Source organism: Sediminibacterium sp. FW305-C-49, assembly GCF_058231085.1.
Genome location: NZ_JBIQXS010000002.1, coordinates 1,373,204 through 1,399,967, shown reverse-complemented (window position 1 = coordinate 1,399,967; position 26,764 = coordinate 1,373,204). Strand labels below are relative to the sequence as shown.

The 26,764-nt window shown below is 42.0% G+C and carries 19 protein-coding genes and 3 tRNA genes; 14 read left to right on the top strand and 8 right to left on the bottom strand.

Annotated features, from left to right (window positions below; genetic code table 11):
• Both ACH3Z1_RS13640 and ACH3Z1_RS13635 read right to left on the bottom strand, forming a co-directional pair.
• Entirely contained in the window at positions 1 to 1,125 is a 1,125-nt protein-coding gene (locus ACH3Z1_RS13640; RefSeq protein ID WP_490822546.1) for a glycosyltransferase, read from the bottom strand.
• Complete coding sequence (locus tag ACH3Z1_RS13635; RefSeq protein ID WP_490822545.1) at positions 1,125 to 3,605, bottom strand: YfhO family protein; 2,481 nt, start codon at positions 3,603 to 3,605, stop codon at positions 1,125 to 1,127. The genes ACH3Z1_RS13640 and ACH3Z1_RS13635 overlap by 1 nt, the downstream gene beginning before the upstream one ends.
• A 147-nt stretch (positions 3,606 to 3,752) precedes the next feature.
• On the opposite strand from ACH3Z1_RS13635, the gene ACH3Z1_RS13630 reads away from it, so the two are divergent.
• On the top strand, positions 3,753 to 4,031 hold the full coding sequence (locus tag ACH3Z1_RS13630) for a hypothetical protein (RefSeq protein ID WP_490822544.1): 279 nt from the start codon (positions 3,753 to 3,755) through the stop codon (positions 4,029 to 4,031).
• Positions 4,028 to 4,810: a queuosine precursor transporter gene (locus ACH3Z1_RS13625; RefSeq protein ID WP_490822543.1), complete on the top strand. Its 783-nt coding sequence runs from the start codon at positions 4,028 to 4,030 to the stop codon at positions 4,808 to 4,810. Before ACH3Z1_RS13630 ends, ACH3Z1_RS13625 begins: the two co-directional genes overlap by 4 nt.
• Positions 4,811 to 4,882: 72 nt before the next feature.
• Here ACH3Z1_RS13625 and ACH3Z1_RS13620 read toward each other — a convergent pair whose 3' ends face one another.
• The 4 genes from ACH3Z1_RS13620 to ACH3Z1_RS13605 form a co-directional block, all read right to left on the bottom strand.
• Positions 4,883 to 5,338, bottom strand: a complete 456-nt coding sequence (locus tag ACH3Z1_RS13620; protein ID WP_490822542.1) for an NUDIX hydrolase — start codon at positions 5,336 to 5,338, stop codon at positions 4,883 to 4,885.
• A 1-nt stretch (position 5,339) separates the two neighbouring features.
• Positions 5,340 to 6,281: a magnesium transporter CorA family protein gene (locus ACH3Z1_RS13615; RefSeq protein WP_490822541.1), complete on the bottom strand. Its 942-nt coding sequence runs from the start codon at positions 6,279 to 6,281 to the stop codon at positions 5,340 to 5,342.
• Positions 6,282 to 6,363: 82 nt separating this feature from the next.
• A complete protein-coding gene (gene dapF / locus ACH3Z1_RS13610; protein ID WP_490822540.1) occupies positions 6,364 to 7,140 on the bottom strand; it encodes a diaminopimelate epimerase in 777 nt (258 codons plus the stop codon).
• 7 nt (positions 7,141 to 7,147) lie between these two features.
• Positions 7,148 to 8,026: a nucleoside phosphorylase gene (locus tag ACH3Z1_RS13605; RefSeq protein WP_490822539.1), complete on the bottom strand. Its 879-nt coding sequence runs from the start codon at positions 8,024 to 8,026 to the stop codon at positions 7,148 to 7,150.
• A gap of 94 nt (positions 8,027 to 8,120) precedes the next feature.
• Between ACH3Z1_RS13605 and ACH3Z1_RS13600 the strand changes: the two genes are divergently transcribed.
• Together ACH3Z1_RS13600 and ACH3Z1_RS13595 are read left to right on the top strand one after the other, a co-directional pair.
• A tRNA-Cys gene (locus ACH3Z1_RS13600) sits at positions 8,121 to 8,191 on the top strand.
• Positions 8,192 to 8,817: 626 nt separating this feature from the next.
• Positions 8,818 to 16,047 carry a LamG-like jellyroll fold domain-containing protein gene (locus ACH3Z1_RS13595; RefSeq protein ID WP_490822538.1) on the top strand — a complete coding sequence of 2,410 codons (7,230 nt, stop codon included), beginning with the start codon at positions 8,818 to 8,820 and terminating at the stop codon, positions 16,045 to 16,047.
• Positions 16,048 to 16,215: 168 nt separating this feature from the next.
• Here ACH3Z1_RS13595 and ACH3Z1_RS13590 read toward each other — a convergent pair whose 3' ends face one another.
• Complete coding sequence (locus ACH3Z1_RS13590; RefSeq protein ID WP_490822537.1) at positions 16,216 to 16,365, bottom strand: hypothetical protein; 150 nt, start codon at positions 16,363 to 16,365, stop codon at positions 16,216 to 16,218.
• A gap of 102 nt (positions 16,366 to 16,467) precedes the next feature.
• Between ACH3Z1_RS13590 and ACH3Z1_RS13585 the strand changes: the two genes are divergently transcribed.
• Positions 16,468 to 19,029 carry a T9SS type A sorting domain-containing protein gene (locus tag ACH3Z1_RS13585; protein WP_490822536.1) on the top strand — a complete coding sequence of 854 codons (2,562 nt, stop codon included), beginning with the start codon at positions 16,468 to 16,470 and terminating at the stop codon, positions 19,027 to 19,029.
• A 132-nt stretch (positions 19,030 to 19,161) separates the two neighbouring features.
• On the top strand, positions 19,162 to 19,554 hold the full coding sequence (locus tag ACH3Z1_RS13580) for a hypothetical protein (protein WP_490822535.1): 393 nt from the start codon (positions 19,162 to 19,164) through the stop codon (positions 19,552 to 19,554).
• An 81-nt stretch (positions 19,555 to 19,635) separates the two neighbouring features.
• Here the strand turns inward: ACH3Z1_RS13580 and rocD are convergent, their stop codons facing one another.
• Positions 19,636 to 20,868, bottom strand: coding sequence for an ornithine--oxo-acid transaminase (rocD, locus tag ACH3Z1_RS13575; RefSeq protein ID WP_490822534.1), 1,233 nt, complete (start codon positions 20,866 to 20,868; stop codon positions 19,636 to 19,638).
• Positions 20,869 to 21,106: 238 nt separating this feature from the next.
• Between rocD and ACH3Z1_RS13570 the strand changes: the two genes are divergently transcribed.
• The 8 genes from ACH3Z1_RS13570 to tpiA all read left to right on the top strand — a co-directional run bounded on the left by ACH3Z1_RS13570 (position 21,107) and on the right by tpiA (position 26,759).
• The gene (locus ACH3Z1_RS13570) at positions 21,107 to 22,243 is read left to right on the top strand and encodes a serine hydrolase domain-containing protein (RefSeq protein WP_490822533.1); all 1,137 of its coding nucleotides are present in this window, start codon (positions 21,107 to 21,109) and stop codon (positions 22,241 to 22,243) included.
• 140 nt (positions 22,244 to 22,383) lie between these two features.
• Positions 22,384 to 23,421 (top strand): glycosyltransferase family 2 protein, encoded by a 1,038-nt coding sequence (locus tag ACH3Z1_RS13565; protein ID WP_490822532.1) that lies wholly within the window; start codon positions 22,384 to 22,386, stop codon positions 23,419 to 23,421.
• Between the two features lie 40 nt (positions 23,422 to 23,461).
• Entirely contained in the window at positions 23,462 to 23,665 is a 204-nt protein-coding gene (locus ACH3Z1_RS13560) for a hypothetical protein (protein ID WP_295204439.1), read from the top strand.
• 74 nt (positions 23,666 to 23,739) lie between these two features.
• Positions 23,740 to 23,812 (top strand) — tRNA-Gly (locus ACH3Z1_RS13555).
• Positions 23,813 to 23,858: 46 nt separating this feature from the next.
• Positions 23,859 to 23,945: transfer RNA gene (locus tag ACH3Z1_RS13550), tRNA-Leu, on the top strand.
• Between the two features lie 164 nt (positions 23,946 to 24,109).
• Positions 24,110 to 24,703, top strand: a complete 594-nt coding sequence (locus ACH3Z1_RS13545; protein WP_490822531.1) for a DUF1287 domain-containing protein — start codon at positions 24,110 to 24,112, stop codon at positions 24,701 to 24,703.
• A gap of 34 nt (positions 24,704 to 24,737) precedes the next feature.
• Positions 24,738 to 25,895 (top strand): putative sugar nucleotidyl transferase, encoded by a 1,158-nt coding sequence (locus tag ACH3Z1_RS13540; protein WP_490822530.1) that lies wholly within the window; start codon positions 24,738 to 24,740, stop codon positions 25,893 to 25,895.
• A gap of 102 nt (positions 25,896 to 25,997) precedes the next feature.
• The gene (gene tpiA / locus ACH3Z1_RS13535; protein ID WP_490822529.1) at positions 25,998 to 26,759 is read left to right on the top strand and encodes a triose-phosphate isomerase; all 762 of its coding nucleotides are present in this window, start codon (positions 25,998 to 26,000) and stop codon (positions 26,757 to 26,759) included.
• Positions 26,760 to 26,764 lie beyond the last annotated feature (5 nt).

The window sequence follows — 26,764 nt, the reverse complement described above, 5'->3', positions numbered from 1 at the left end:
TCATAAACGATTCAAAGATACGAGAGCTTTCTCTACAATAGCCGGCCAGTGATACCGCTCAAAAAATGGATCAGGTGTATTGGCCTGCTGGTACGGATTGAAATTGCTCATGGCATTGGCAAACAGTTCCCAGTCGTAATCCGGAATAATCCTCATTTTATTGCCGGTTAATTGTGGTAGAATGCCTTTTGCTCCTGTTTGTGTGGTGATAACTGTCTGGTGATAGGCCAATGCTTCTACCAGTTTGGTTTTAATGCCTCCACCCAGTGTAACAGGGTTAATGGAGCAGTCTGTACCCGACATGAAAATGGATATATCATCTACAAAACCTGTTACAATAAGTTCGGGTTGCTCTTTCAATACCTTTTCCCATTGTACAGACAGGTTTTTACCACAAATAAAAATCCTAAATGACAAGCGTTGATTTCTCAGACGGGGCAGCAATTCATATACTATTACATGTAAAGCATCAATATTGGGTGTGTAATTGAGTGTGCCATTAAAGAGGAATAGGGTACAATTATGCGGTATTTTAAAATACTCAACGAGTCGTTTACGAAGGGTAGGTTTTAGATCAAGAACAGCACTGTCTAAAGAAACACCATAGGTAACAACGCTGGACTTTTTGGGATCGAGTTTCCAGTTGTCCAAGGCATAACCAAGATCTTCCTCGGTGATAAAAAAATTATGATCTGCTTTGCGGTGAACAAAACGTTCATACCGGTAATAAATTTTCCAGAAAGGTCGCTGTAAATCCCTGAAACGATAGGCTTCAATATTATGCGACCGGATCAGCATTTTTTTTCCGGTAAAAAAACGGAGGAGCAGACCCAGCCATCCAAAGTAGGAGTGTTCAATAATGATGATATCTACTTTTTGTTTGCGGATCAGCCTGATTAGTCTTATCAGGTAAACAATATTCAATAACCCTTTCCAGTGATCGAAAAGAAAGTTTTCCGTATGCGCATTTGGTATACAGTCTGTTCTGTTTTGTTTTGCTACAGCGAGTACCAGTTTGGTTTGCGTGGAGAGTTGCTTATAAAAACCCTCCACGCATTTCTGTCCACCCATTTGTGCCGGAAACACCGGATAGGAAATAATGCCGAGAACAACGGGTTGTTTCATCAGGCTTTTTCTTCTCTTTTTTTCCTGAGTGAGAAGAAGGCAGCCAATATCAATAATAGCCAGATCGGTGCTGATGTAATCACGGCTATCGTCGCACTGTTATAATAAGAGGCCGGTTTAAATTCAAATACAATGTCATGATTACCTGCTGGAACGGCAAGACCACGTAGTACATAGTTCACTTTTACAATCGGGGCTTCCTTGCCATCGATGGTGGCTTTCCAACCCCTGTCGTAGAAAATTTCACTGAATACAGCAAACTGGTTACTGTTGCTGATAGAGCGATAACGAACCACATCATTGTCATTGATGACTTGTGTAATGCTGGCTGTAGAATCGTACACAGGCGCAAACGGTACTGCATTTTTATATTGTTCTTCTACAATAGCAGTATCTGCAGGTGAAAACTGGTTCATGGCTTTCATCACAGCACCTGCATCTTTTTCATATCGGATACCCTTTACAAACCAGGCATGTCCCAGTGCCGATGGATTCACCTGTAAAGAAGGCTGACCGTTCTGTGGATTGGGAACAATCACATAACGCGTATTCAGCATATTCAACACACCCATATTCATGGGCTGTTTAGCCAATTGGAAGGTGATCAGGTCGTTGTAAATACTGAGTTTAGCCGGATGATAACCGCCTACTGAACGGTGATGGTATGCAGTGTAGGCATCTGTATAAGGATCTACTGTAAGGTTTAAAACACGTGGTTTTGTGGTGTCGCTGAGTATTTGCTGATCGATGGCCGTTGGTGCAAACTGACCTTCATTTGCGATTTCTGCCTCCTGAAAATTTCTTTCATTCAGGTAGCGCTTGCCTACGGTGAACAGATCGGCAGAACTTAAAACAAGTATGGCAATCAGCACATAAATGGTTTTCAATTTTTCTTTAATAGCCAGCCATAATAGACCCGCTGCGGCAGCGATAAATAAAATACTTCTTAGTAAATCGCTGCCAAACAATGAACGGCGATCTTCTTTAAGTGCGTTATAGAAATTATTCGCTTCGTCCTGATTGCCGCCCAATGACTGAGCTAAACCATTTTTTACAGCTTCATCATTCTTACCAATAAAATCAAATGATAAATAGAGGAGTACTGCACCTAACAAAAATGCACCGGTGATATAAATAGCTTTCTTTAAACCAGCCATCGCAACCGCTTTGTTTTTCTCTTCAAATAAAAATTGTTGCAGTGCCAAGATCCCCAGCAGTGGAAACAATAGTTGTGGAAGAATCAGTATGATACTGGGAGCACGGAATTTATTGTACAGTGGCAGGTTGTTAAACAGGAAAGTATTGAAGGAAAGTAAATTGCTTCCCCAGCTCATCACTACTGCCAATACACAAACGGCCAGTATCCACCAGCGATGCCATGTTTTCAGGTACACCAACCCGAGTATGAAAAGGAAACAAATGACAGCACCAAAATAAACAGGACCCGAAGTCATAGGCTGAGGGCCCCAGTAAGTGGACATATATCCAGCAAACGCCGCAGCCTGGTCTTCCGGAATACCTTTCTCGATGGCTTTTTTGGCAAAATTGGAATTAATATCAAGCTCGCCGCCACTGCTTCCTCCATAAATGCCGGGAACAAGGAACGTATATGTTTCTGCAATACCATAACTGCCATAATAAAAAGCATAATCAGTTTGTAGACCTTTCCGTTCTGTTGTTTTTCCGGTTGAATCGAGCGTGGTAGCATTACCGCGCATGGTTGCATTTGAATAATCTTTGGTAGTGGCCAGTGATACGATATTCGGGCCAACAGCCAATAATCCCATGGATATTGCCAGTGCTAGCGAAATACCCATGTGTTTGTAATCTTTCTGTTTGATCCATTGTATGATAAAACCAACGGTCATAAACCCGGCCATGATCAGGAAATAATAAGTCACCTGCAAGTGGTTCATGGCAATTAACAGGAAAGCAAAGAGGGCCGTTAATGCTGCTCCCCACCAATATTCTTTTTTATAGATCAGCCAAAGTGCTCCCAGTAATGCGGGCATATAACCCATGGCCTGCATTTTGGTATCGTGTCCTGCAGAAAGAATAACCGGGTCATATGTGGCATAAGCATAGGCAATACTCCCAAGTATACCAATCCAGTGTTTGGTACCGATGACCTGTGAAAGAAAATAGAAACCAATACAAAGCAGGAAAAAGTAACCAATGGGTTTGCCCATGAACAACATGAACAACTGGTGGAAATAAATAGGCGTAATAGGATTAGCTGCTTCCATGGCAATCTGGTAAGCAGGCATTCCTCCAAACAGGTTATTGTTCCATAGTGGGTAGTTGCCATGTTTTTCTTTGTAATTGAACAGATCCTGCGCCATGCCTTTCCAGTGCGATACATCTGTCTGGCTTAATACTTTTCCTTCAAGGGCAGGCTTACAAAAAATAACTGCAATAATTAAAAAGATACCCACTGCAATGACATGTGGTAATAGAGATTTCCATTGGAACTGCTTCATGCTGTTTTTTTCTAGTATCAGCAAACCTACAGGAAAAATTCTTTCATTTTTACCTGTTTGGGCTCAATTGAAAGAGTTTGATTGTATTTTGTGTAAAAACCAATCTGTTCATCAAGTATCCCGGGAATTATGAAAGGCTTTTCTTTTATGTCGCGTTTAGCATTCATCTGTAATGTATTCTTTCTGGGAGCCATGGCAGCACGTATTTTCATGCATTTGGATGAGGCGCAGGAACTTGGGTTGTTTGGAAATACAGTAGTGATTATGGGCCTGGTGCTTTCACCTATCATTAACATGGGAGTGAACCTTTGGTACCTGCTGTTGTTATTGGGTAAAAAGCAGGTAACAGGACCCTTGTGGTTACGCTTATTCAATGTATTTATTTTAATTGGACAGCTCTTTTTTTACATCATACTTCCAGCATGATACATTCCATTTTAAAAGACAAACCCACCAAACTTTTTATCAGTATTGCTGCTTTTTTTGTGGCGAATGCTTTGATCGCCGAATGTATTGGTGGTAAAATATTCTCTCTTGAAAAAATATTTGGATGGAAACCAGCCGATATGACCATTTTTGGACAAACCGGTCTTTCCTTCAATCTTACCTGTGGTGTACTGCTTTGGCCACTTGAATTTGTGATTACTGATATCGTGAATGAATATTATGGCCCCAAAGCAGTTAAACGCATCAGTTATACGGCTGTTGCTTTAATATCCTATGCCTTTATCATGTTTTATGCGGCCATGAATATCCCGCCCGCTGATTTCTGGATCGGATCAAGACAGGCAGAAGGTATACCCAATATGCAGGATGCATTTGGCGGAATATTCGGTCAGGGTATGTGGATTATTCTGGGTAGTCTCATCGCTTTTCTGGTAAGCCAGATTGTGGACGTAACTGTATTCCACAAAATCAAAAAAAGAACCGGTCAGAAATGGGTTTGGTTAAGGGCAACCGGGTCAACTTTTGTATCGCAACTGGTAGATAGTTTTATCGTATTGTTTATAGCCTTTAAAATTGGTAATGGCTGGAGCTGGAAACTGGTACTAGCCATTTGTGTGGTGAATTATTTATACAAATTCAGCATGGCTATTATACTCACACCTGTTATATACTTTGCAGAAAAACAAATTGATCGCTACCTCGGTGAAGAAACTGCCAGAAAAATGAAACTACAGGCAATGGGGAAGGAGGCTGAGTAGGAAGCTGCAAGCTGCAAGCCACAAGCTACAAGCCGCAAGTTTCTTGTAGCTTGTGGCTTGCAGCTTAAATCCTTATTGTGCTTTCAATAGCTGGATCACTATTTTATCAATCGGCAGTGTCATACTTTCTGCGTTTAATTCATCCCACTCAATCCAACGAAAAACTTCACTCTCGCCATTAGGGTCACTGATTTGATCGGGTGCAAAATCAAAAGCAGATGTTTTGGTGTTTAATAAAACAGGTTCATCTGGATGAACATAATAATAGATGGATATAATCTGGTCTTTCTGGTTGAATGCAGAGATCTGGAAAAAATCAGTGGTATAAATATGGTCGCCAATGGTTACATCCAGCCCTGTTTCCTCTTTGAATTCTCTTTTTAAACAATCTCTGGTACCTTCTCCAAATTCAAGTCCGCCGCCCGGCAATTTTGTAATGTAAGCGCCACGAATAAATTCATCACTTACCAGCAAACGTTTTTTTTCGTCTAACAAAATACCATATACACGTACATTGAACAAGGGCATACTAAAACCATTTCTTTTTCATGAAATACCAACTGATCACGACTGCAATGGCTATGGACAAACCAATGGGAACATAAAATGCATAAGAGGAGTGGGCCCAAGGGATATTGTCGACATTCATACCATACAAACTTGCTACCATTACCGGTAAGGAAAGAATAATGGTAATGGACGTAAGTCGTTTCATTACATTGTTCAGGTTATTACTGATGATGCTGGCAAATGCATCGAGTGTACTGGTAAGGATATTGGTATAAATATTCGCCATTTCAAGGGCCTGGCTGGTATCTACGATGAGGTCATTCAGGAATTCGCGTTCTTCTTCATTCAATCCAAGGAAGTTTGTTCTTTCCAGTTTCATCATCAGCATTTCGTTGCTTCTCAATGCTGTAACAAAGTATACCAGACTCTTTTGAATACGCATGAGGTTAAGCAAATCCACATTACTGTTGCTCTGGTATAAACTGGTTTCGTATTGGTTTCGTCTTTGATTAATTTCTTTCAGGAACTCCATGAAATTCTGCACCACTTTCTCAAATACCTTCAGAATCATCATGTTCTTCTTATCAGGATGTCTTTTCTGAAAAGAGTTCAGGAATTTCTTGATGGCACCATTGTCGAAAGAGTTAACAGTGATGATCTGTGTATGCGTAAGGATAATACAGATGGGTATGGTAATATAAAAAGCCTCGCTGTCGTTAAAAGAATTATTCTCTGTAGGCGTTTTTATTACAACAAATTTCACATTGTCTTCGATCTCGTAACGCGGACGTTCATCAATATCGAGTGAGTCACGTAAAAATTCGATGGGTATCTCGAGATCATCTGCCAGTTGAATAAATTCTTCTTCTTTAAATGGTGGTACCAGGTTTACCCATACACCCATTTCAGCCCTGTCGATCTCCGCAGTCTGACCATTGATATTTTTGAAGTATTGAATCATGGGATGATTGTTTGATGTCAGATGTCAGATGTCGGATATCAGATGGCAAGGAAAAAAATCTGATATCTGCCATCTCACATCACTAAATATTGATCTCTCCTTTATACACAAATTCTGCCGGACCACAGAGCCAGACGTTTTGGAATTGCTGATCGTTTATTTTGTCGAATTCGACGGCAAGATTCCCGCCTTTAGTTTTTACTTCTACACGGTTGAATCCTTTTTCATTATGTGCAAATACAATGGCGGCGGCTGTTACACCTGTTCCGCAACTAAAGGTTTCATCTTCCACACCACGTTCATAGGTACGAACAATGATGTGTTTGTTTTCAGGTTCAACAAAATTTACATTGATACCTTCTGCTATAAAATCTTTGCTGTTGCGGATGCTACGGCCTTCCTGAAAAACATCGAGTTCCATGATGTTTTGTACTGTCTTTATATAGTGTGGAGAGCCTGTATTTAATACTGCATCGCCATGGAAATCGGTTACTTCATTTACATCTTTCATCTTCAACCTGATCCATCCATGTTCATCCATTTCTGCATCGTGATCGCCGTCGATGGCCAGAAAATGATAAGTCGTTTTGTGTATGCCCATGTCATAGGCAAAACGGGTTAAGCAACGCCCACCATTACCACACATGCTGCTTTCTTTACCATCGGCATTGTAGTATTTCATTTCAAAATCGTACCCCCCCAGTGTATTCAACAACATGAGACCATCTGCGCCGATACCAAATCGTCTGTCGCAAATATGATTGATCTGTGAGGTGTTAAGATGCACGCTGCCATTGCGGTTATCAATGATCACAAAATCGTTCCCGGTGCCCTGGTATTTATAAAATTGAATCGTCATGCTTTTACTATTTGATCTGCCCGATGATATCCAGTGTATGTGTAATCAGTTTTTCCATCGTGGCTGCGCTGTCTTTACTAAATTCCTGGCTGATTCTGTTGGCAACAATAGCACTTAAACTCAGGCACTGGTGTCCCAATAATTTTCCAAGGCCATAAATGCCACTTGTTTCCATTTCAAAATTACTGATACGATGATTGCCATAGGAAAAGCCGGTAAGTCTGTCGATCAGTTCCGTATTCACTAGTCCGAGTCGTAAAATTCTGCCCTGCGGACCATAAAACCCCGGACAGGTAACGGTGATGCCATGATGAAATCCTTCTACAAAATGTTTCAGCAATGCCGAACCTGCTGTAGCGATATAGGGAGATGCAAAACCTCCGCCAATTTGAACCTGGCTGGCAAAAGCTCCCAAAATTTCGTTCTCTGCCGGATTGTTCTGCTGCTGGTAAAAGTTGAGGAGATTATCAATACCCAGTCCATGTGTACTCGCTACAAAACTGTCTACAGGAATATCTTTTTGTAATGAGCCCGAAGTACCTACACGAACGATATTCAGGTGGGAGAGTTGTGGTTTGATGGTACGTGTGTCGAAATCAATATTCACCAGCGCATCCAGTTCATTGAGTACGATATCGATATTATCTGTCCCGATACCGGTTGATACCACTGAAATTCTTTTATGGCCTACCCAGCCGGTATGTGTTACAAATTCGCGGTGCTGGTATTTGCCCTCTGTTTTATCAAAATGTTTACTCACTTCGGCAACGCGGTCGGGGTCGCCGACGGTGATGATGGTATGCGCCAGTTCTTCCGGTCTTACATTCAGGTGGTAAACAGCTCCTCTGTTATTGATTATCAGTTCACTTTCTGCAATTCTGTTCATATTCAAGACTTAATGCCGACAAATTTCGGGTTTTCGCATTTAGAATTTTGAAATTCCTTTGATTGCTTTATTTTCGCAGCCTGCTACAGAAAATGGTCCTGTGGCCGAGTGGCTAGGCAGAGCTCTGCAAAAGCTTCTACAGCGGTTCGAATCCGCTCGGGACCTCTGAAAGGATCGCATTAGCGATCCTTTTTCTTTATAAGTCATTGATTATTAATTGTAGTGATAATGCCATTTTTTGTAGTGGATTTCACGGTTGGTGATACGTGAAAACACGTAATTCCTCAAATTTTTTGAATGCATATCTGCTGTTTTTTGCTTCTTATGTAAATTTTAATCAAATTATAATCTCTCCAAAATAGCCTTAAGTGTGATCAAAAAAAACTTGTAAAAAAGGTAACTTAAATACGATATATTTCATTTATAATCAAATATTTAGATATTAATTACTAGATCTATTTTTGGCCAGTCAGGAGAGGTGGATTGCATGTTTCCGAAAACCTTAGCGTTAAACATATTTATTAATTCGAATATGTATGAAAAAAAAAGTGCATCATGTTTGCAGTTCTGACGCATTTCGATTAGTTTTGGATTTCATTAACAAAAGCTAACGATTGTTCATTGTGCAAACTGGATTGTGCTGAGCTCTGTTAAAATTCGAAAATCCTCTGACTAACCATCGCTTGAATTCCTTTATCCACTGATCAGCAAAACTGATTTTTCTTTTATCCTGTGTAGCCTCAACAGAAAATCGCTGTTGATAAAATCAACCAGTGCAATTAGAACTAATTATGCGCCTTTTTACCAGAAAGAGAATTCTTACAGCCTTCTTCACCTCATTATCATTAATGATTTCAGTTACCGCTATGAGTCAGTTGACTGCAGGCGGACTCAGCTTTGATGGCGTGAATGATAAAGTGCGTGTGATCAGAGCCACTACACCTCCCCCAAGTAATACTGCCATTGGTGATACCTCATTCAATATCAGTGATGTAATCACAATTGAATCATGGATCTATCCAGAAAGTGGTGCCGCTAACAACGTACAGTCTGTATTGGCCAAATCACAAAAATCTCCAACCGCAGCGCAAACCGGATACATTTTCCCTCGTACAAACGATAACTGGAACAATATTGCTTTTCTGATCAACTTTAATGGACTTGGATGGAGGCAGTTAATTGCTCCTTTCCCAGGTAAAGACAGTTGGCACCATGTAGCCGCCACATATGATGGGGCTTATATGCGTATATATGTTGATGGGGTGCTTGCTAACCAGATGGCCATTACCGGTACTATTACGGTTAATACAAATCCCTTAACCCTCGGTTATCAGAACGGATATACCAACGAATATTATAAAGGTAAACTTGACGAAGTACGAATTTGGAATCGTGCCTTAAATCCCTGTGAAATTGCCGCTAATAGAAATTGTGAGATTACTGACATGCACAAACTGGTGGCTTATTATAAATTTAACCAGGGTTTATTGGGTGGTGTAGCCAATCTCCTGGAAAATAAATTAACTGATTCGGGGCCGAATGCTAACCATGGTGAACTGGTTGATTTTGGTTTACTGAGCGCTATCTCTAACTGGACCAACGGTGCAGTAACCAATGGCGTTTCATGTGTTCCCTTTGCGCCTCCCGCTGTAACAATAGGAAGTAATGCACCTTCTATAGCAGTTGGTGGAAGATTGGAACTTGCGGCATCAGGTGGTGTCAGTTATTCTTGGACTGGTCCGAATGGTTTTACTTCTACAGACCAGAACCCTGTTATTGATAATATGTCTCTTTCAAATGCAGGGTTATATACAGTAACGGTAACAGCAGCTTCCGGTTGTTCTGTTCCTGCAAGTATTACCATTCAGGTTTCCACACCTGCACGTGCATTGAATTTTGATGGAGTTGATGATTTTGTAAATATTCCGAATAGTAATTCATTGAATCCCGGAACAGGTATCACCATTGAAACATGGGTATATCCTACAGATGGGATTACACCTTCTCAGAGTGTAGTCGGAAAATCTACGGAACAGCAGAGAGGTTATATTTTCCCACGTACTGATGATGGGTGGAAATCATTTTCCTTTTATGTACACCTTGTTGGACAGGGTTGGAATATCATATCAGCCACCTATCCAAGTGTGAATGAATGGCATCATGTTGCCGCTACATATGATGGCTTTGTCATGAAGATTTATCTTGATGGGGAATTAAAAGCAACAAAAGAAGTAATCGGTACCATTTCATCAAATGAGAATCCGGTAACCATTGGTGGTCAGCCTGGATTTAGTAGCGAATTTTTTGCTGGTAATGTAGATGAAGTGCGTATCTGGAGCCGTGCATTGGATGAGTGCGAAATTGATAACAACATGAGTTGTCAGCTTAATCCTGCTATACAATCAGGACTGGCTGCTTATTATCGTTTTAATAAAGGATTGATTGGCGTAAATAACACAAATGTTACCACTGTTGAAGATGAGAGTGGGAATAACAATAATGGTAGCCTTACAAGTTTTGGTCTGACCAGCGTTTTTTCCAACTGGACAACCGGTAATGTAGGTGACGGGATTTGTGCTCCTTTCACACCTATTCCGTCTACTGCTACTGTGAACGGCCCTATTTTAGAAGTAGGAAATACGATCCGTTTGGCTTCCTCAGGAGGAACGAGTTATTCATGGACGGGTCCAAACAGCTTTACCTCCAATCAGCAAAACCCTACAATCCCCAACGCACAAACCAATAATTCTGGCCTGTATACAGTAACAGTAGCAAGCGGTTCATGTAGCAGTACAGCCAGTGCCAATATTACAGTAGCATACAAGGCTGGTACACTCGATTTTGATGGTAATGATGATTCTGTATTGGTTGCTCACAGCAATTCATTAAACATCAGCCAGAATATTACCCTTGAATCATGGATTTACCCTACTGATGATACAAGGGCGATCCAGAATGTAATGGGTAAATCAACCGCTAAAGATAACAACGGCTATATTTTCCCACGTACGGATGATGGCTGGAAAACGATCTCTTTCTTCCTCCATTTGAATGGTCAGTGGAAAGTATTAACAGCCAATTATCCTGGTATCAATCAGTGGCATCATGCTTCTGCTACCTACGATGGCTATTTCATGCGTATTTATATTGATGGTGTTCTGGCTGCATCTACAGAAGCTTCAGGTGAAATAACTACCAATACCAATAACCTCGTATTTGGTCAGCAGATTGGTTTTGTGGAATACTATAAAGGAAAAGTAGAAGAAGCTAAAATCTGGAACAGGGCACTGAACCAGTGTGAGATTATAAATAACATGAATTGTGAATTGCAGCCCGCTCAAACTGGACTGGTTGCATATTACAAGTTCAACCAGGGATATGTAAATGCCCCAAATACAACTGAAACCAATTTAATCGATGCAAGTACCAATGGTAACAATGGTGTTCTGGGCGGTTTCGCATTGAATGGCCTTTCTTCAAACTGGTCTGAATTTAAAGTAAACGGTACCTGTTCAACATATTCAGAACCTCCAGTAACTGCGCAGTCCAATGCTGCTGTGTTTGGAATTGGTAGCACTATACGTTTGTTTGCAAACGGTGGTACAGCTTATGCATGGACTGGTCCGAACAGCTTTACAGCGAATGTGCCTGATCCTTTCCTCATGAATGCCCAGGCTGTTAACACCGGTACATATACTGTTGCAGTTCCTTTCATTAATTGTACGATCTACAGAAGTGTACGTTTAACTGTAACGCCATTACCAGCCATACAGGCCAACGGACCTACTACCATCTGCCCATCATCTAATGTTCAGTTGTCTATTTCAACTGTTGGTACAACTTATCAGTGGTACCTGAATGAAGTGGCCATTCCTAATTCGAATGCAGCAACTTATCCGGCAACACAAACAGGTAGTTATACAGTAGGTGTAACCGTGAATGGTAACCTGCAGATATCTGCCCCAATCAGTGTAACGGTTGTAGATAATCTGGCTCCGGTTCCAACTGTTGCTTCATTACCGTTATTATCTGGTAGTACAGGGGTACCCATTACATTCCGCCCAACAGCCAATGATAATTGTGTAGGACTGGTTACAGCAACCACCAGCAATCCATTGGTTTATACCATTGCCGGCACCTATACTATTACATGGAATTATACGGATGGTAATGGTAATAACTCTTCTCAGACCCAGCAGGTTGAAATCGTTAAATCTGATGTAACTGCTCCGGCAATGACAGCCCCTGCTAATATTACAGTTAATTGTACTGCTGTTCCTGCACCTGCAACTGTGGTTGCGATTGATGAAACAGACGGACCGGTTGCTGTTAGCTTTAGTCAGGTAAGCACACAAGATGCCAATCCGAATAATATTGGTCACTATAATTATACCATCACCAGAACATGGACTGCCACCGATGCAAGTCTGAACACCGCAACTGTTGCTCAGGTAATTACGGTGGTTGATAATGCAGCTCCTGTATTTGGTTCAATGAATAATATCACTGTAAATGCCACTACAAATGGTGCCAATGTAAACTATACAGTAAATGCTGTTGATGCATGCGGAAGCCCAATTGTGTACACTTACAGTATGCCTTCTGGTTCATTCTTCCTGATTGGTACAACTACTGTAAATGTTACGGCGAAAGACGTAGCTGGAAATACAGCAACAGCTAGTTTCAATGTTGTAGTGGTAGATAACCAGGCACCGGGCATTACGGCTCCAGCCAATGTAACGGTAAATGCCAACCCGGGTGTTACTTATGCAACTGCTGTTGCTCTGGGTATGGCTACTGTATCTGATAACAGTGGATCTGGTGTAGTGATTACCAATAATGCACCTGCACAGTTCCCATTAGGACAAACAACGGTTACCTGGACTGCAACTGATGCTGCCGGTAATGCAGCCACTGCTACTCAGTTGGTAACAGTAGTGGATGCTGAATTGCCAACCATTACAGCGCCTCCAACAGTAATCACTGTTACAAATAATAACCAGGCATTTGCTTCAGGTGTAAACCTGGGTACGGCTACAGCCGCTGATAACAGTGGTGCTGTAACTGTAACCAATAATGCACTGGTACAATATCCAATGGGTACAACAATTGTAACCTGGACTGCAACCGATGCAGCAGGTAACAAAGCAACAGCTACACAATTAGTTATTGTAGAAGACAAACAGGCTCCTGCACTGGCCGGACCATCTAATAAAGTAGTAAATACCAATGCAGGTGTGAATTATGCCTCAGGTGTAAACCTGGGTGCAGCATCTGCAACAGATAATAGTGGTGGATCTGTTACTATTACAAACAATGCTCCTGCTCAATACCAGTTAGGTGCTAACAATGTTACCTGGACTGCTACTGATGCTTCAGGAAACAGCACAACTGCGGTACAGGTTATCACGGTAGTAGATGCTGAGCCACCAGTAATTACAGGAGTAACCAATGTTGTGGTGAATGCAGCTCCTGGTACAAATACAGCAACAGTTACATCACTTGGTAATCCCCAGGCAACTGATAATGTTCAGTTGGTATCACTTACCAATAATGCAACAGGTACAGTATATAATATAGGTACTACCAGTGTTATCTGGACAGCCATTGACGCTGCCGGAAACACCACTACAGGTGTGCAACTGGTGATCGTGAAAGACATCACTGCACCGGTACTGCAAGGTGTGCCAGCCAATGTAACGGTAAGTTGTGGAAATATTCCTGCAGCAGGTACCGTAACAGCTTCTGATAATTATGATGCACAGGTAACAGTTCAACTTACTGAATCAAGTAACAGAGGAACCAATCCTGCGCAGGCTAATTACTATAATTACACCATTACAAGAACATGGACAGCTACAGACGCAGCCGGAAACAGTACCAGTGAAACAAGAACGGTAACCGTAAGCGATACAGAAGCGCCAGTACTTTCACAACCGGTAAATATTGCGGCAAACAGTGCAGCAAGTATTTGTGGAGCAACTGTAAACTATACAGTGAGCGCAACTGATGCATGTGCAAGTCCGATCACTTATACTTATAGCCAGGCTTCAGGAACTGTATTCCCTGTTGGTGTAACAACGGTAACAGTAACGGCAAGAGATGCCAGTGGAAATACAGTTTCAAGCAGCTTTACCGTAACCATCACCGATAACCAGGCGCCGGTAATTACGGCTCCGGCAAATATTAGTGTGGTAGCTGGTTCGGCTATCAATCTTGGAACAGCTACCGCTACTGATAATTGTGGAATACCTGTTATTACCAACAATGCACCAACAACTTATCCAGTAGGTGTAACAGTGGTTACATGGACAGCAACAGATGCGGCTGGTAATACAGCTTCAGCTACACAAACTGTAACGGTAACCAACCCGACTTCATGTAGCAGTTCTATCACTGTAACTCCTGAAAACACAGTATTTACCGGTGGTATTCCAACCAATATTTATATCGGATATGGACCACAAAAAGTAACACTGAAAGCAAATGCAGCAGGTGGTACATCATACACTTACACATGGAGAGCTGTAGCAGGTAATGGTACACTCAGCAGTACAACCAGTTCACAGCCGGTATTTGCACCAACTACATCGGGTAACTATACATTCGAAGTAACCGTTAGGGCACAAAACGGATGTGTATCTACCAGTACTGTAACCATCTGTGTAAAAGATATCAGGGTGAAAGAGCAGGATGATGATAAGTGTGATCATAAATCGCACAGTTCTAAAGACTGTAAACATGGTAAACATAACCATGGAAAATGTGATCACAAATCACACAGTAAAGACAAGTGTAAGGATAAATATGATGATGGCGATGATGATAATGATGAGTGTGATCACAAGACCCATGACTATAAAAACTGTAAACACAAAGGTCACAGACACAATAATTGTGATCACAAATCGCATAGCTCATCGTCTTGCAAAAACAAATACAATAGCCAGGATAACGACGACCACGATGAGGATGACGAAGATGACAGCAATTATAAGGTATACCTCTGTCATGTGCCTCCGGGTAACGCAGGTAATCCGCAAACACTCAAAGTCAGTATCAATGCAGTAGCTGCACACCTGACTAACCATCCTGGTGACAGACTGGGTTCATGCGCTGACCAGGGTTGTGCGGTAACGCCTCCACCGGCTCCTGTATGTACCAGCAGTATTACGGTTGTACCTGAGAATACTACTTATACTGGTGGCGTACCAACAAACCTGTACTTAGGTTATGGACCTCAGAAAGTAACATTACAGGTAAATGCAAGCGGAAGCACTGGCTATAGTTATAGCTGGAGAGCATTGTCTGGTGGTGGTATATTAAGTAATACAACAAGCGCTCAACCTGTATTCACACCGTCAAACGAAGGTTACTATACATTCGAAGTAAAAGTAACTGCGCAGTCGGGTTGTACCAGCACAAGTCAGGTAAGTATTTGTGTGAAAGATATCAGGGTTGAAGATGATTGTAACGACTGGGGCTGGTATTCATGGTTGTACAGCTACTACAATGGCAGCAACAGTAATACACAAAAAGTATATATCACCAGAAGAAATGGCAATAGCAATAACTATAATGTGATGGAAGTGAAGACCAGTGATGTTGCCTCACATTTACAACGCTATCCGAATGATATACTTGGAAAAGGATTAGGTGGTTGTGTGTCAAATGCTGCTACAAGTACAGGTGCCCTTGGTAACACAGCTACGGCAACCGAAGAAACTGTATCAGTAAAAGCTACAGTGAAACAAAGTCAGACTGAAACCAGCGAAGACCTGAAACTCACTGTAATGGGTAACCCAAGCAGAACCTTGTTTACAGTTAAGATCGAAAGCAAACATAACCAGCCGGTACAGATCAGGGTATTTGATATGTATGGAAGAGCAGTTGAAGCCAAAGCCAACCAGTTACCTAACAGTACAGTTCAATTTGGTCAGAACCTGAGCACTGGCACTTATTATGCAGAATTTACACAGGGAAGCCGCAGAAAAGTGGTTCAACTGATGAAAGTGAAATAATTTCAACTTGTTGATGTAACCCCATCATCTTTTAGAAACCTGTCCAGAAAAACCCCAAAGAGAAGAGCAGTTCCGTAGGAACCGCTCTTTTTCTTTTTATGGGAATGATGAACTGGTAGCAGCCTAACTACGTATCAAAAATTTTTAAACGACACCCTTGTAGTGCATTCAGTACGCACCTGTTTGTAGGTGTGCTGAAATACCTGATTTTGCTGCACCTTCCACTACAAATATCTTTTTCTTCTTTCCACTGATCGGATTGGATAACTGCCCTGGTGCATAGTAATGTTTTTTATAATGTAGTACCGTTGCTACCATACCGGTTTTCGCTACTACTACTTTTTCACGGATGCTGTTATAGGCCAGAGGAGCACTGTGAAGTCACTTTGTATTGTATAATCCAAAGCGACACCAGCCCTTATGCAAAACAGCAAAACATCTTATCAAAGATCAACACCTCTGTTGAAAGCAGGGCTGTTGATATGGATAATGATGATTTGTTTTCTTGTAAGTGCATCAACTACCGATAGCACGTTACATGCAGGTAATAAGCCGGTATTAAACAGCAGCAGTCTCTGTATCAATACAGAACTTACTATGTACGCTGTTTCTCCAAAAGTGGAACGTATTGACTGGAAACACAACGGTCAATTACTACATACCTCATTTACGCCTGCTTTAATAAAAACGGTAGCAGGTGTAGGAGAGGGTGTTGAAGAGGACCAGTTCAGGTTTCCAACCGGTATTGCAGTAGATACCGACGGTAATATATATGTAGCCGACCAGTTTAATCACCGCGTACAGAAATGGGTACCCGGTGCATCTAATGGTATTACCGTTGCAGGTCTGGCCGGACAGGGAGACGGTGCCGATCAGTTGAATTATCCAATGGCAGTGGCTGTAGATAAAAAAGGAAATCTTTATGTAAGTGATGCGGCCAACAGCCGTATACAAATGTTTACACCCGGCTCGTTTATTGGTATTACAGTGGCAGGTGGTAATGGCAGGGGTAACGGAGCCGGACAATTCAATATGCCTTTTGGTATTTGCCTGGATGAGGCAGGAAATATTTATGTAGCCGATAATTATAACCATCGTATTCAACGCTGGGCTCATGGAGCAACTGCCGGTGTTACGGTTGCGGGCGGTAATGGAAAGGGGAATGCAGCCAACCAGTTACAATACCCCAGTAGCGTAAAAATCGATAAAAACGGAACACTATTTATTGCAGACGCGGCCAACGACAGAATACAGGCCTGGAAAAATGCAGCATCAACTGGTATTACAGTGGCAGGTGGAGCCGGAAGAGGTAAAGGAATGGGACAATTATATTTTCCTACCGATATTGTTATCAATGCAGCAGGTGATCTGTTTATTTCCGATCAGACCAATCAGCGTATTCAGCGCTGGACACCCGGCGCCAAAACAGGTATTACGGTTGCAGGCGGAAATGGCCAGGGTAATACGATGAATCAATTTAATTATCCTTATGGATTGTGTATAGATGCAGAAGATAATATTTATGTGGCCGATCAGTACAACCACCGCATACAGTTCTTTCAGAATCCTGAATCAACAACCAGGTATAGTTTTCGTTTGAAAGCAACACGCCCCGGTATATACAATGCTGATATCGTATATAGAAACGGAAAAACAGAAGTGTCAGATCCGATTGAAATTCGTGATCTGCCATCTGTAGCACCCATTGTATCAGCTGCATTGTTTTGCACTGGGAAAGAATACCAGTTAACAGTAGAAGCCAAAGACGGTAAATGGATGAGCAGTAACAGCGCCATTGCGGAGATAAGTGAAAAAGGATTGCTGTTGGGAAAACAAAACGGACAGGCAGTGATTTCCTATGAAATTAAAGATCTGTTTGGTTGTGTAAATACAGTATCAAAAGCCATTGAAGTAAAAGCTTCACCGGTATTGCCACCTTTGACATTGGCACCTGAACTTTTACTACAGTCAACTGGCGCATCATTCAACACACAACAGATTTGTGCAGGGAGCAGTACAGCATTAAGCAACATCTTATTACCAGGTAAGTGGTACAGCAGTGATAGTAATATCGCTATAATCGAAGCAGGAAAGATTCAGGCTATCCGGCCAGGAGAGGTGGTTATTTCATACAGGGCAGAAAATGAAGGCTGTGTGTCTGAAAGCAAAAATACTTTTGTGGTTTTGGCTCCTTCAAATGCACCTGTTATACAGGGGTATAACAAAATAACAACCGGTTATACAGCGCAATTAAGTGTAGGTGCAGTTCAGGGAATATGGAGCAGTGAGGTAGCACAAATCGCAACGGTTGATCAGCGTGGATACGTTAAAGCTGATCGTCCGGGTACCACAGTTGTGTCATTCGAAACAATAGATCAGCAAGGGTGTAAAGTAAAAACAACCATCCCTGTAACAGTTCAACCTGCAGCACCATTGGTGAAAGATGCCAGTTACGATCAAGCTGCACAACAAGCTTTTATTCGCTTCGATCATCAGGTAACTGCTAAAGCAGGTACCTCATTACAATTCTTTGAAACAGCTTCGCCTAATGCAAAACCCATAGATCCATTGGTGAAAAATACAGCAGGCAATTACAGATTTTGGGTGGCGAGTGTAGAGAATGGTGTAGCGAGTCAGCGGGTCGCTTTTGCTGTAAACATTGAGCAGACTGCTACAACAGAAAAATTGGCGCCTGTTATTTTGGGTAATCCAGCTACCAGTTACTTCACCGTACAGCTCAAAAGCAGGCTAACCAATCTGCCCATATCCATGCGTATTGCTGATATGAATGGGAGGCTGGTGGAACAACGCCAGTCATTATCTGCCAACAGCACCATCCAGTTTGGACAAGCGTATGCAGCCGGACAATATATCGTTGAATGGACACAGGGTACAGAACGTAAGGTTGTTCAGTTGGTGAAAATGGGAGCAGGCAGGGTAGCGGCTACTAGCTCCCAGCTTCTAGCTGCTAGCCTAAAATAAAATAGAAGAACTCTTAAATAAGTATTTTATCGGATACTATAAAATGGGAACATCTTCTTGTAGCTGGCAGCTTGCAGCTCAAAACGCACAGCTCCTTAAAAATCTTTAGCTTCGCAGCCTAAGTTTTTCATCATGAAATATTCTCAACAGATAGGTATAGCGGCAGCTATCGGATTAATTGTATGTTGTTTCTTTCCCTGGAGCATTATCATCAGTAAAAACCTGAGTGTTTCCGGTTTTGCTGCAGAAGGTACCAGTTTTGGAAGACCAGGTTTATTTCATCTGATTTTTTGCTCAGCGGCTGTTTTGTTTTTTATGATTCCACGTATCTGGGCCAAAAGAACCAATGTATTTGTAGGAGCCGTTAACCTGGCTTGGGCCATTCGTAATTATATACTCGTATCAAGTTGTATGTTGGGAGAATGTCCTGAAAAACAACCTGCACTTTATGCCATACTGGGCTGCGCCATTGTTATACAATTAATGGTACTTTTTCCTAAGATGCCCGTTGGGGGGAAGAAATAACGAACAGAGAAACAGAGGAATTTCGAATGTCGAATAATTTTGACCTTACTTCCTCTGTTCTTCTGTTTCTCTGTTCTCCTGTTACCCCAAGGTTTCCAACGATCGGCCAATAATATTCACCGCTTCTTTCACCTGCTCTGCTGTGATGAGCAGTGGAGGAGCAAAACGAATTTTATCGCCATGTGTGGGTTTGGCGAGTAAACCGTTTTCTTTCAGTGCCAGACAGAAATCCCAGGCTGCATCAGCTTTTGGGTGTTCAATTACTATGGCATTTAGTAATCCTTTACCCCTGATTGTTTTGATAAAAGGCGACTGTAGTTGCTGAAGTTCCGATCTTAATAAATCGCCCATTACGGCAGCATTTTCAGCCATTTTTTCTTCTTTTAATACAGTGAGCGCTTCCATGGCAACAGCACAGGCGAGTGGATTACCCCCATAGGTTGAGCCATGTTCGCCTGGTTTAATATTCAGCATAATATCATCATTGGCCAGTACTGCAGAAACAGGTAATACACCACCGCTCAATGCCTTGCCCAATACAAGTATATCAGGTTGCACATTTTCATGATCACAGGCCAGCATTTTTCCCGTACGTGCAAGTCCGGTCTGTATTTCATCAGCAATAAACAATACATTATATTCCGTACATAGTGATCTTACTTTAGTTAAGTAGCCATCATCTGGTACTACCACGCCGGCTTCTCCCTGAATGGGCTCAACCATAAAAGCGGCTACGTGTTTGTCCTGGAATGCTTTTTCCAAAGCGATGGTATCATTGTAAGGAACAAGCTCAAATCCGGGCATATACGGCCCAAAACCTTTATAACTGCTGGGGTCATTGGAGGAAGAAATGGCAGCCAGTGTTCTTCCCCAGAAATTGCCTTCTGCAAAAATGATCTTGGCCTTGTTTTCCGGCACACCCTTTTTAGTATAAGCCCATCTGCGGGCTAGTTTAATGGCCGTTTCCCCACCTTCCACACCGGTGTTCATGGGCAGCACTTTATCGTATCCGAAATAGGAACTGATGAAGCGTGCATATGCTCCCAACAGGTTATTGTGAAAAGCACGGGAAGTAAGCGTAAGTTTTTGTGCCTGCTCGGTCAGTGCACGAATAATACGTGGGTGACAATGCCCCTGGTTCACGGCGGAATAACCACTCAGAAAATCGTAATAGCGTTTGCCATCCACATCCCATAAAAAAACACCCTGTCCTTTTTCCAGTACTACCGGAAGTGGGTGATAGTTGTGTGCACCGTATTGTTCTTCCAACTGCAAATACGCAGCGGTATTGGCTGAAATAGTATGAGTAAGCATAAATTGCTTCTTATTGGTAAGTAAAAAATAGTGTCGGTAAAAAAAATTACATGCAAAACATCCTTAGAGAAAAGGATGGTCAAGAAAATCAAGATTGAGGAGAAGAAAACGCATGTCTTATATATATGCTGGCAAGATACGGACAAATGTTGACATGAAGAGGATGGTTAACTGCCGATTTACAAACGACAATCAATAATGCTTAAAATTGCGTATTTTCAAATCACAATTTTTTAGCATGCCAAAATTTTTGAAAATAACATTGCTGGCCCTGACACTGTCTATTATTGGATTTAGCAGTTATGTATTTATCTCCGGAAAAACTTTTCTTTTTACTGCTATCCGATACAATTTTGCCAACATAGATGACTACAAGAAATTCAGTAACAATGAAGTGGCTGTAGCCGCTCCACAACCCTGGAACGAAGCTGCCGATTATAACAAAATAGCATACCCCGATTCATTGAACGCACTACTGGAAGAGCTGGGCTCTGTAGGATTACTGATGATAAGAGATAACCAGGTTGTATTTGAGAAATACTGGAAAGGATATAGCGATAGTTCTAAATCAGGTTCATTCTCTGTTGCTAAAAGCATTACCAGTATATTAATCGGAGTTGCGTTAAAAGAAGGAAAAATAAAATCGCTTGAAGAACCGGTAGGGAATTACCTGCCCGAGTTTAAAGAAGGAGATAAGGCAGCCGTTCGAATCTTAGACCTGCTTACCATGAGTAGTGGAACAGACTGGGACGAATCGTATTGGAACCTGTTTTCTGTAACCTCAGAAGCTTATTATGGGCATGATGTCTATGCAGCAGCAACCGGCGTAAAAATGAAAGACAAACCCGGCACCCTTCATTCTTATAAAAGCGGAGATACCCAGTTGCTGGGACTTTTACTGGAGAAAGCAACCGGACAAAGCCTGAGCGATTATGCATCTCAAAAACTCTGGCAGCCCATGGGCGCAGAGCATCCTGCCTTGTGGAGTACCGATAAAGAGAATGGACATATTAAAGCTTACTGTTGTTTTAATTCAAATGTGCGCGACTTTGCACGTATAGGCAAACTGATGCTGGATAGTGGTAAATGGAATGGTACAGCCATCATTGATAGCAGCTACTGGGCTCATTCTGTTAAACCCTGTGGTATTACTGATTTGAAAGGAAAGTCATGTGATTACTATGGATACCAGTGGTGGCTGGATCCTGTTAACCCTGAAGTGTTTTATGCAAGAGGTATATTGGGGCAGTACATCATTGTTATTCCCTCTAAAAAAACAATCATTGTACGCTTAGGCGAGAAAGCCTCAAAAATCCGCGAAAGAACCGTTCCGAAAGAAGTAAGATACCTTATTAACTGGGGAATTGGAAAATGAAAGGAGTGAATCGTCAATGATGAATGGAAAAATAGTCAAGACTTTTGTACCCTATTCTTTTTTAGGAAGCTAGTGGCTGGTAGCTTGTGGCTTGCAGCTTGTCTCTTGCCTCTTTCTCCCTATTTTCGCAACTAAACCATTTGTCATTGTCTCTGCCGTCTGTAGCTATTGTTATCCTGAATTATAATGGAAGGAATTACCTGGAAACTTTTCTTCCAGCTGTATTGGCATCTGCGTACTCAAACAAAAGAGTGATAGTGGCCGACAATGCATCGACAGATGATTCTATGGAATTGGTAAAAAACAATTATCCATCTGTTGAATGTTTATACAATCTCACCAATGAAGGTTTTGCCGGTGGATATAACTGGGCACTTAAACTGGTGCAGTCAGATTATTATGTATTACTCAATTCGGATGTATCTGTAACTGCCGACTGGATAGATCCCATTATTACACTGATGGAGGCAGATAAAAGTATAGCCGCCTGTCAACCCAAAATATTATCCTATCACCAGCCTGAATTATTTGAATATGCCGGTGCTGCCGGTGGCTGGATCGATAGTCTGGGTTATCCTTTTTCGCGCGGACGTGTATTTGATGTTTGTGAGAAAGATGAGGGGCAGTACAATGATCCGCAGCCTGTTTTCTGGGCATCGGGAGCAGCCATGTTTGTAAGGGCAAAAGTATACCATGAGCTGGGTGGACTCGACGACAGTTTTTTTGCGCATCAGGAAGAAATCGATCTCTGCTGGCGCATGCAATTAGCCGGTTACAGGATCATGAGTTGTCCGCAGTCTGTTGTGTACCATGTTGGAGCGGGCACATTGCCAAGGGGTGGGCGTAAAGTATTCCTGAATTTCAGGAACAATTTGCTGATGCTGGGTAAGAACCTTGCCTGGACAGAGAAAATATGGAAACTGCCTTTGCGTTTTACATTGGATGGCATATCTGGCTGGAAAGGATTGCTGACAGGTGATACAGCATTTTTCAAGGCCATTGTAAAAGCACATTGGGCCGTGGTAGGTATTTGGTGGAAAAGAGGGTTTGGGGGGAAACAGTTGAAGCCAAAATCGATGAAACAGTTGGAGGGCGTGTATTTGGGCACGATTGTATGGAAGTATTTTATCAAGAAACAGACCCGTTTTCAGGAAATTATTGGCAGAAAGATTTTATAATCAAACCTGCTGCCTTATTTTTGCAAAGCAATTCAAAAATATGTCGAACGAACAACAAGCTGCACAGGAAAAAGACTTCACCAGAAACTGGGTGAATTCATCACGTTTTCTTTTCTATCTGCAAGTGTTTTGTATCCTTGCTTTTGTTTTAGGTGGATGTTATCGTCTGTATAACCAGCGCTACAAAGGGAAACCCGATGTAGAGGTACAGGGAAGCAGTAAATACAACCCTGAATACAAATAAAAAATCCATAAAAAATTTTGTCAGGAGCTGTAGAATCCTATTTTTGCACTCCCGATTTAGTTCTTATATCGATTGCGGAAGTAGCTCATTTGGTAGAGCACGACCTTGCCAAGGTCGGGGTGGCCGGTTCGAGCCCGGTCTTCCGCTCAGCATTCCCGTCCGTCATGCGTGACGGGATTTTTTTTGACCACCTGCCCTGGTGGTGGAACTGGTAGACACGCAGGACTTAAAATCCTGTTCGCCGAAAAAGCGAGTGCGGGTTCGATTCCCGCCTGGGGCACAAAAAGTCGTTCATTTTTGAGCGACTTTTTTGTTTTCAGGAAAGACGGGTTTGATTCCCGTACCGGGTACCCTCTGATCAACCCCTGCAACTGATTAAACTAACATTAACAATTCTCTCTATGTAAAAACAGTGAGCCTGCATTTCAATACAAACACACTGCTATGTTTTTGTCAAAGAAAAGCTGGATGGTTATTGTATGCTGTATCATTTTTTCTACGTTATTATTTGCACAACCCGTTTTCCATTCCCGTCTGGCAGATGCTGCGCTTACACTTACCCAACAAAAAGTAGTCTATGATCTTTCATACTTTTCCATCGCTTATCCCAACGGAGATGTACCCCAGGATCGAGGTGTTTGCACCGATGTCATCATTCGTGCCTACAGAAAACTAAATATCGATTTGCAGGCATTGGTGCATGAAGATATGCGTACCCATTTCAGTCAATACCCACATGCATGGGGACTGAGCAGACCTGATAAAAATATTGATCACAGAAGGGTGCCCAATCTCATGGTATTTTTTAAACGTTCAGGCGCTTCGTTACCGGTTACCGATCATGCAGCCGATTATCAACCCGGAGACATTGTTTGCTGGTCTTTAAGACGGGGCATGAAACATATAGGGCTGGTTGTGAAAGCAAGATCGGCAGATGGAAAAAGACATCTCATGGTACATAATATTGGCGACGGACAGGTACTGGAAGATTGTTTGTTTAGTTATCCCATCATCGGACATTACAGGTATGCCCGGTAATCCATCTTTCATCAATTTCCTGTAGGTTTGATATATGGCAATCGTCTTATTCGATTCAATCAACCGCAACGCATTGTTTCCCCTCACCAAAACCAGGTCTGTGGCTCATTTACGTATGGGTATCTGGACCATGGCAGAACGATGGCAACAGCTAACCGGCATGTCTGTACACATACATACCGAGGCCTACCTGCAGGATTTATATACAGTTCCTGGTGCAGGGGAACATATCTGGATTGATGCGGCTCTTTTACCCTCACAAGATTTAATAGATAAAATACAGGGACTATCAAACGGCTCCTGTTGGGCCGATGAAAAAGGACTGATCATTGGTAAAACGGATATGGCTTTTGCTGATTTTGATGCAACAAAAAGTATACAACCATTTACGCTGATACATGATCACCCATTATCCGAACGCATTGAATACCCATGGCAACTGATGCAGTGGAACGATCGCATGCTTCGTTTCGATTTTGAAAAGATTACCAGGGGACGCCAATCAGCAACCTTATCTGCTACCAACAAACTCATCAATCCCGGTCAGATTTTTATAGAGGAGGGAGCCCGCATTGAACACTGCATACTTAATGCATCTACCGGACCCATCTATGTGGCAAAAAATGCGGAGCTCATGGAAGGTACTGCCATCAGGGGGCCTTTTACCATTGGAGAACATTCAGTTGTAAAAATGAACAGTCGTATTTATGGCGCCACTACTTTAGGTCCTTTTTGTATGGGTGGAGGAGAAATCAAGAACAGTATTATGATGGGGTATTCCAATAAAGCACATGATGGTTATATGGGCGATGCTGTAATAGGTGAGTGGTGTAACTGGGGAGCCGGTACCAGTAACAGCAACCTGAAAAATACAGCAGGTATGGTTAAAGTATGGAACGAAGCTGCCAATACTTATCTCGATGCAGGATATAAATGTGGCGTAATCATGGGCGATTATACACGCACAGCCATCAATTCATCCATCAACACAGGAACGGTAGTTGGTATTTCGTCGAATGTATTTGGTGATGGGTTGCTGCCCAATATCATCCCCGATTTTAGCTGGGGATGTAAAGGGATAAAATACAATATGGATAAAGCTTTGAACGATATTGATAACTGGAAGAAACTCAAGAGTGCTACTTTAACTGAAGCAGAAAAAAAGATACTGATACATCTAAATGAAAAATAATTTCTGTGTCCTTCTGTGACTTCAGTGGCATTTAATTGCCACAGAGAACACAGAGAAACACAGAAGAAAACACTTATTTTCGCCATCTCAAAAAACAATTCAATGAGGAAACAAATAGCCGCCGCCAACTGGAAAATGAATCTATCCATTACAGAAGGAGAACAATTGCTCGATCAGTTATTGTCGAATCATTATGCATTGAATGAAAACAGGCAGGTGGTATTTGCAGTTCCGGCTCCCTACCTGGCCATGGCACAGTCCAAAGTTTCTGGTAGTGCACATATAGCCGTGGCTGCACAGAATTGTTACAGTAAAAAAAGCGGTGCGTATACAGGAGAAATTTCTGTGTTGATGTTACAGTCACTTCAGGTTTCTCACGTAGTATTAGGACACTCTGAAAGAAGAGAATATTTTAACGAGAGCAACCATTTCCTTGCCGAAAAAGTAAATATAGCACTGGAACATTCCATCACACCCATATTCTGTTGTGGAGAACCTTTACAAATCAGAGAAGCAGGTACACAGAATACATATGTAGCAAAACAATTGGAAGAATCTCTGTATCACCTTACTGCAGATCAACTCAAACAGGTGGTCATTGCATATGAACCCATCTGGGCCATCGGTACCGGCAAAACGGCCAGCAGTGAGCAGGCGCAGGAAATGCATGCCTATATCCGTGCGCAGTTAGCCACCAAATATGGCGCAGCAGTAGCCAATGAAATCAGCATATTATATGGAGGCAGCGTAAAAGCGTCCAATGCCAAAGAACTCTTTACCCAGCCTGATGTAGATGGTGGTCTGGTAGGAGGAGCTTCACTATTGGCTGACGAGTTTAAAGTGATTATTGATTCACTTAAATAAATAGA

Excerpts from the sequence above, each read along its gene's own strand:
- ACH3Z1_RS13640 (WP_490822546.1), bottom strand. The coding sequence starts at position 1,125 with ATGAAACAACCCGTTGTTCTCGGCATTATTTCCTATCCGGTGTTTCCG.
- ACH3Z1_RS13635 (WP_490822545.1), bottom strand. The coding sequence starts at position 3,605 with ATGAAGCAGTTCCAATGGAAATCTCTATTACCACATGTCATTGCAGTG.
- ACH3Z1_RS13630 (WP_490822544.1), top strand. The coding sequence starts at position 3,753 with ATGTCGCGTTTAGCATTCATCTGTAATGTATTCTTTCTGGGAGCCATG.
- ACH3Z1_RS13625 (WP_490822543.1), top strand. The coding sequence starts at position 4,028 with ATGATACATTCCATTTTAAAAGACAAACCCACCAAACTTTTTATCAGT.
- ACH3Z1_RS13620 (WP_490822542.1), bottom strand. The coding sequence starts at position 5,338 with ATGCCCTTGTTCAATGTACGTGTATATGGTATTTTGTTAGACGAAAAA.
- ACH3Z1_RS13615 (WP_490822541.1), bottom strand. The coding sequence starts at position 6,281 with ATGATTCAATACTTCAAAAATATCAATGGTCAGACTGCGGAGATCGAC.
- dapF (WP_490822540.1), bottom strand. The coding sequence starts at position 7,140 with ATGACGATTCAATTTTATAAATACCAGGGCACCGGGAACGATTTTGTG.
- ACH3Z1_RS13605 (WP_490822539.1), bottom strand. The coding sequence starts at position 8,026 with ATGAACAGAATTGCAGAAAGTGAACTGATAATCAATAACAGAGGAGCT.
- ACH3Z1_RS13595 (WP_490822538.1), top strand. The coding sequence starts at position 8,818 with ATGCGCCTTTTTACCAGAAAGAGAATTCTTACAGCCTTCTTCACCTCA.
- ACH3Z1_RS13590 (WP_490822537.1), bottom strand. The coding sequence starts at position 16,365 with ATGGTAGCAACGGTACTACATTATAAAAAACATTACTATGCACCAGGG.
- ACH3Z1_RS13585 (WP_490822536.1), top strand. The coding sequence starts at position 16,468 with ATGCAAAACAGCAAAACATCTTATCAAAGATCAACACCTCTGTTGAAA.
- ACH3Z1_RS13580 (WP_490822535.1), top strand. The coding sequence starts at position 19,162 with ATGAAATATTCTCAACAGATAGGTATAGCGGCAGCTATCGGATTAATT.
- rocD (WP_490822534.1), bottom strand. The coding sequence starts at position 20,868 with ATGCTTACTCATACTATTTCAGCCAATACCGCTGCGTATTTGCAGTTG.
- ACH3Z1_RS13570 (WP_490822533.1), top strand. The coding sequence starts at position 21,107 with ATGCCAAAATTTTTGAAAATAACATTGCTGGCCCTGACACTGTCTATT.
- ACH3Z1_RS13560 (WP_295204439.1), top strand. The coding sequence starts at position 23,462 with ATGTCGAACGAACAACAAGCTGCACAGGAAAAAGACTTCACCAGAAAC.
- ACH3Z1_RS13545 (WP_490822531.1), top strand. The coding sequence starts at position 24,110 with ATGTTTTTGTCAAAGAAAAGCTGGATGGTTATTGTATGCTGTATCATT.
- ACH3Z1_RS13540 (WP_490822530.1), top strand. The coding sequence starts at position 24,738 with ATGGCAATCGTCTTATTCGATTCAATCAACCGCAACGCATTGTTTCCC.
- tpiA (WP_490822529.1), top strand. The coding sequence starts at position 25,998 with ATGAGGAAACAAATAGCCGCCGCCAACTGGAAAATGAATCTATCCATT.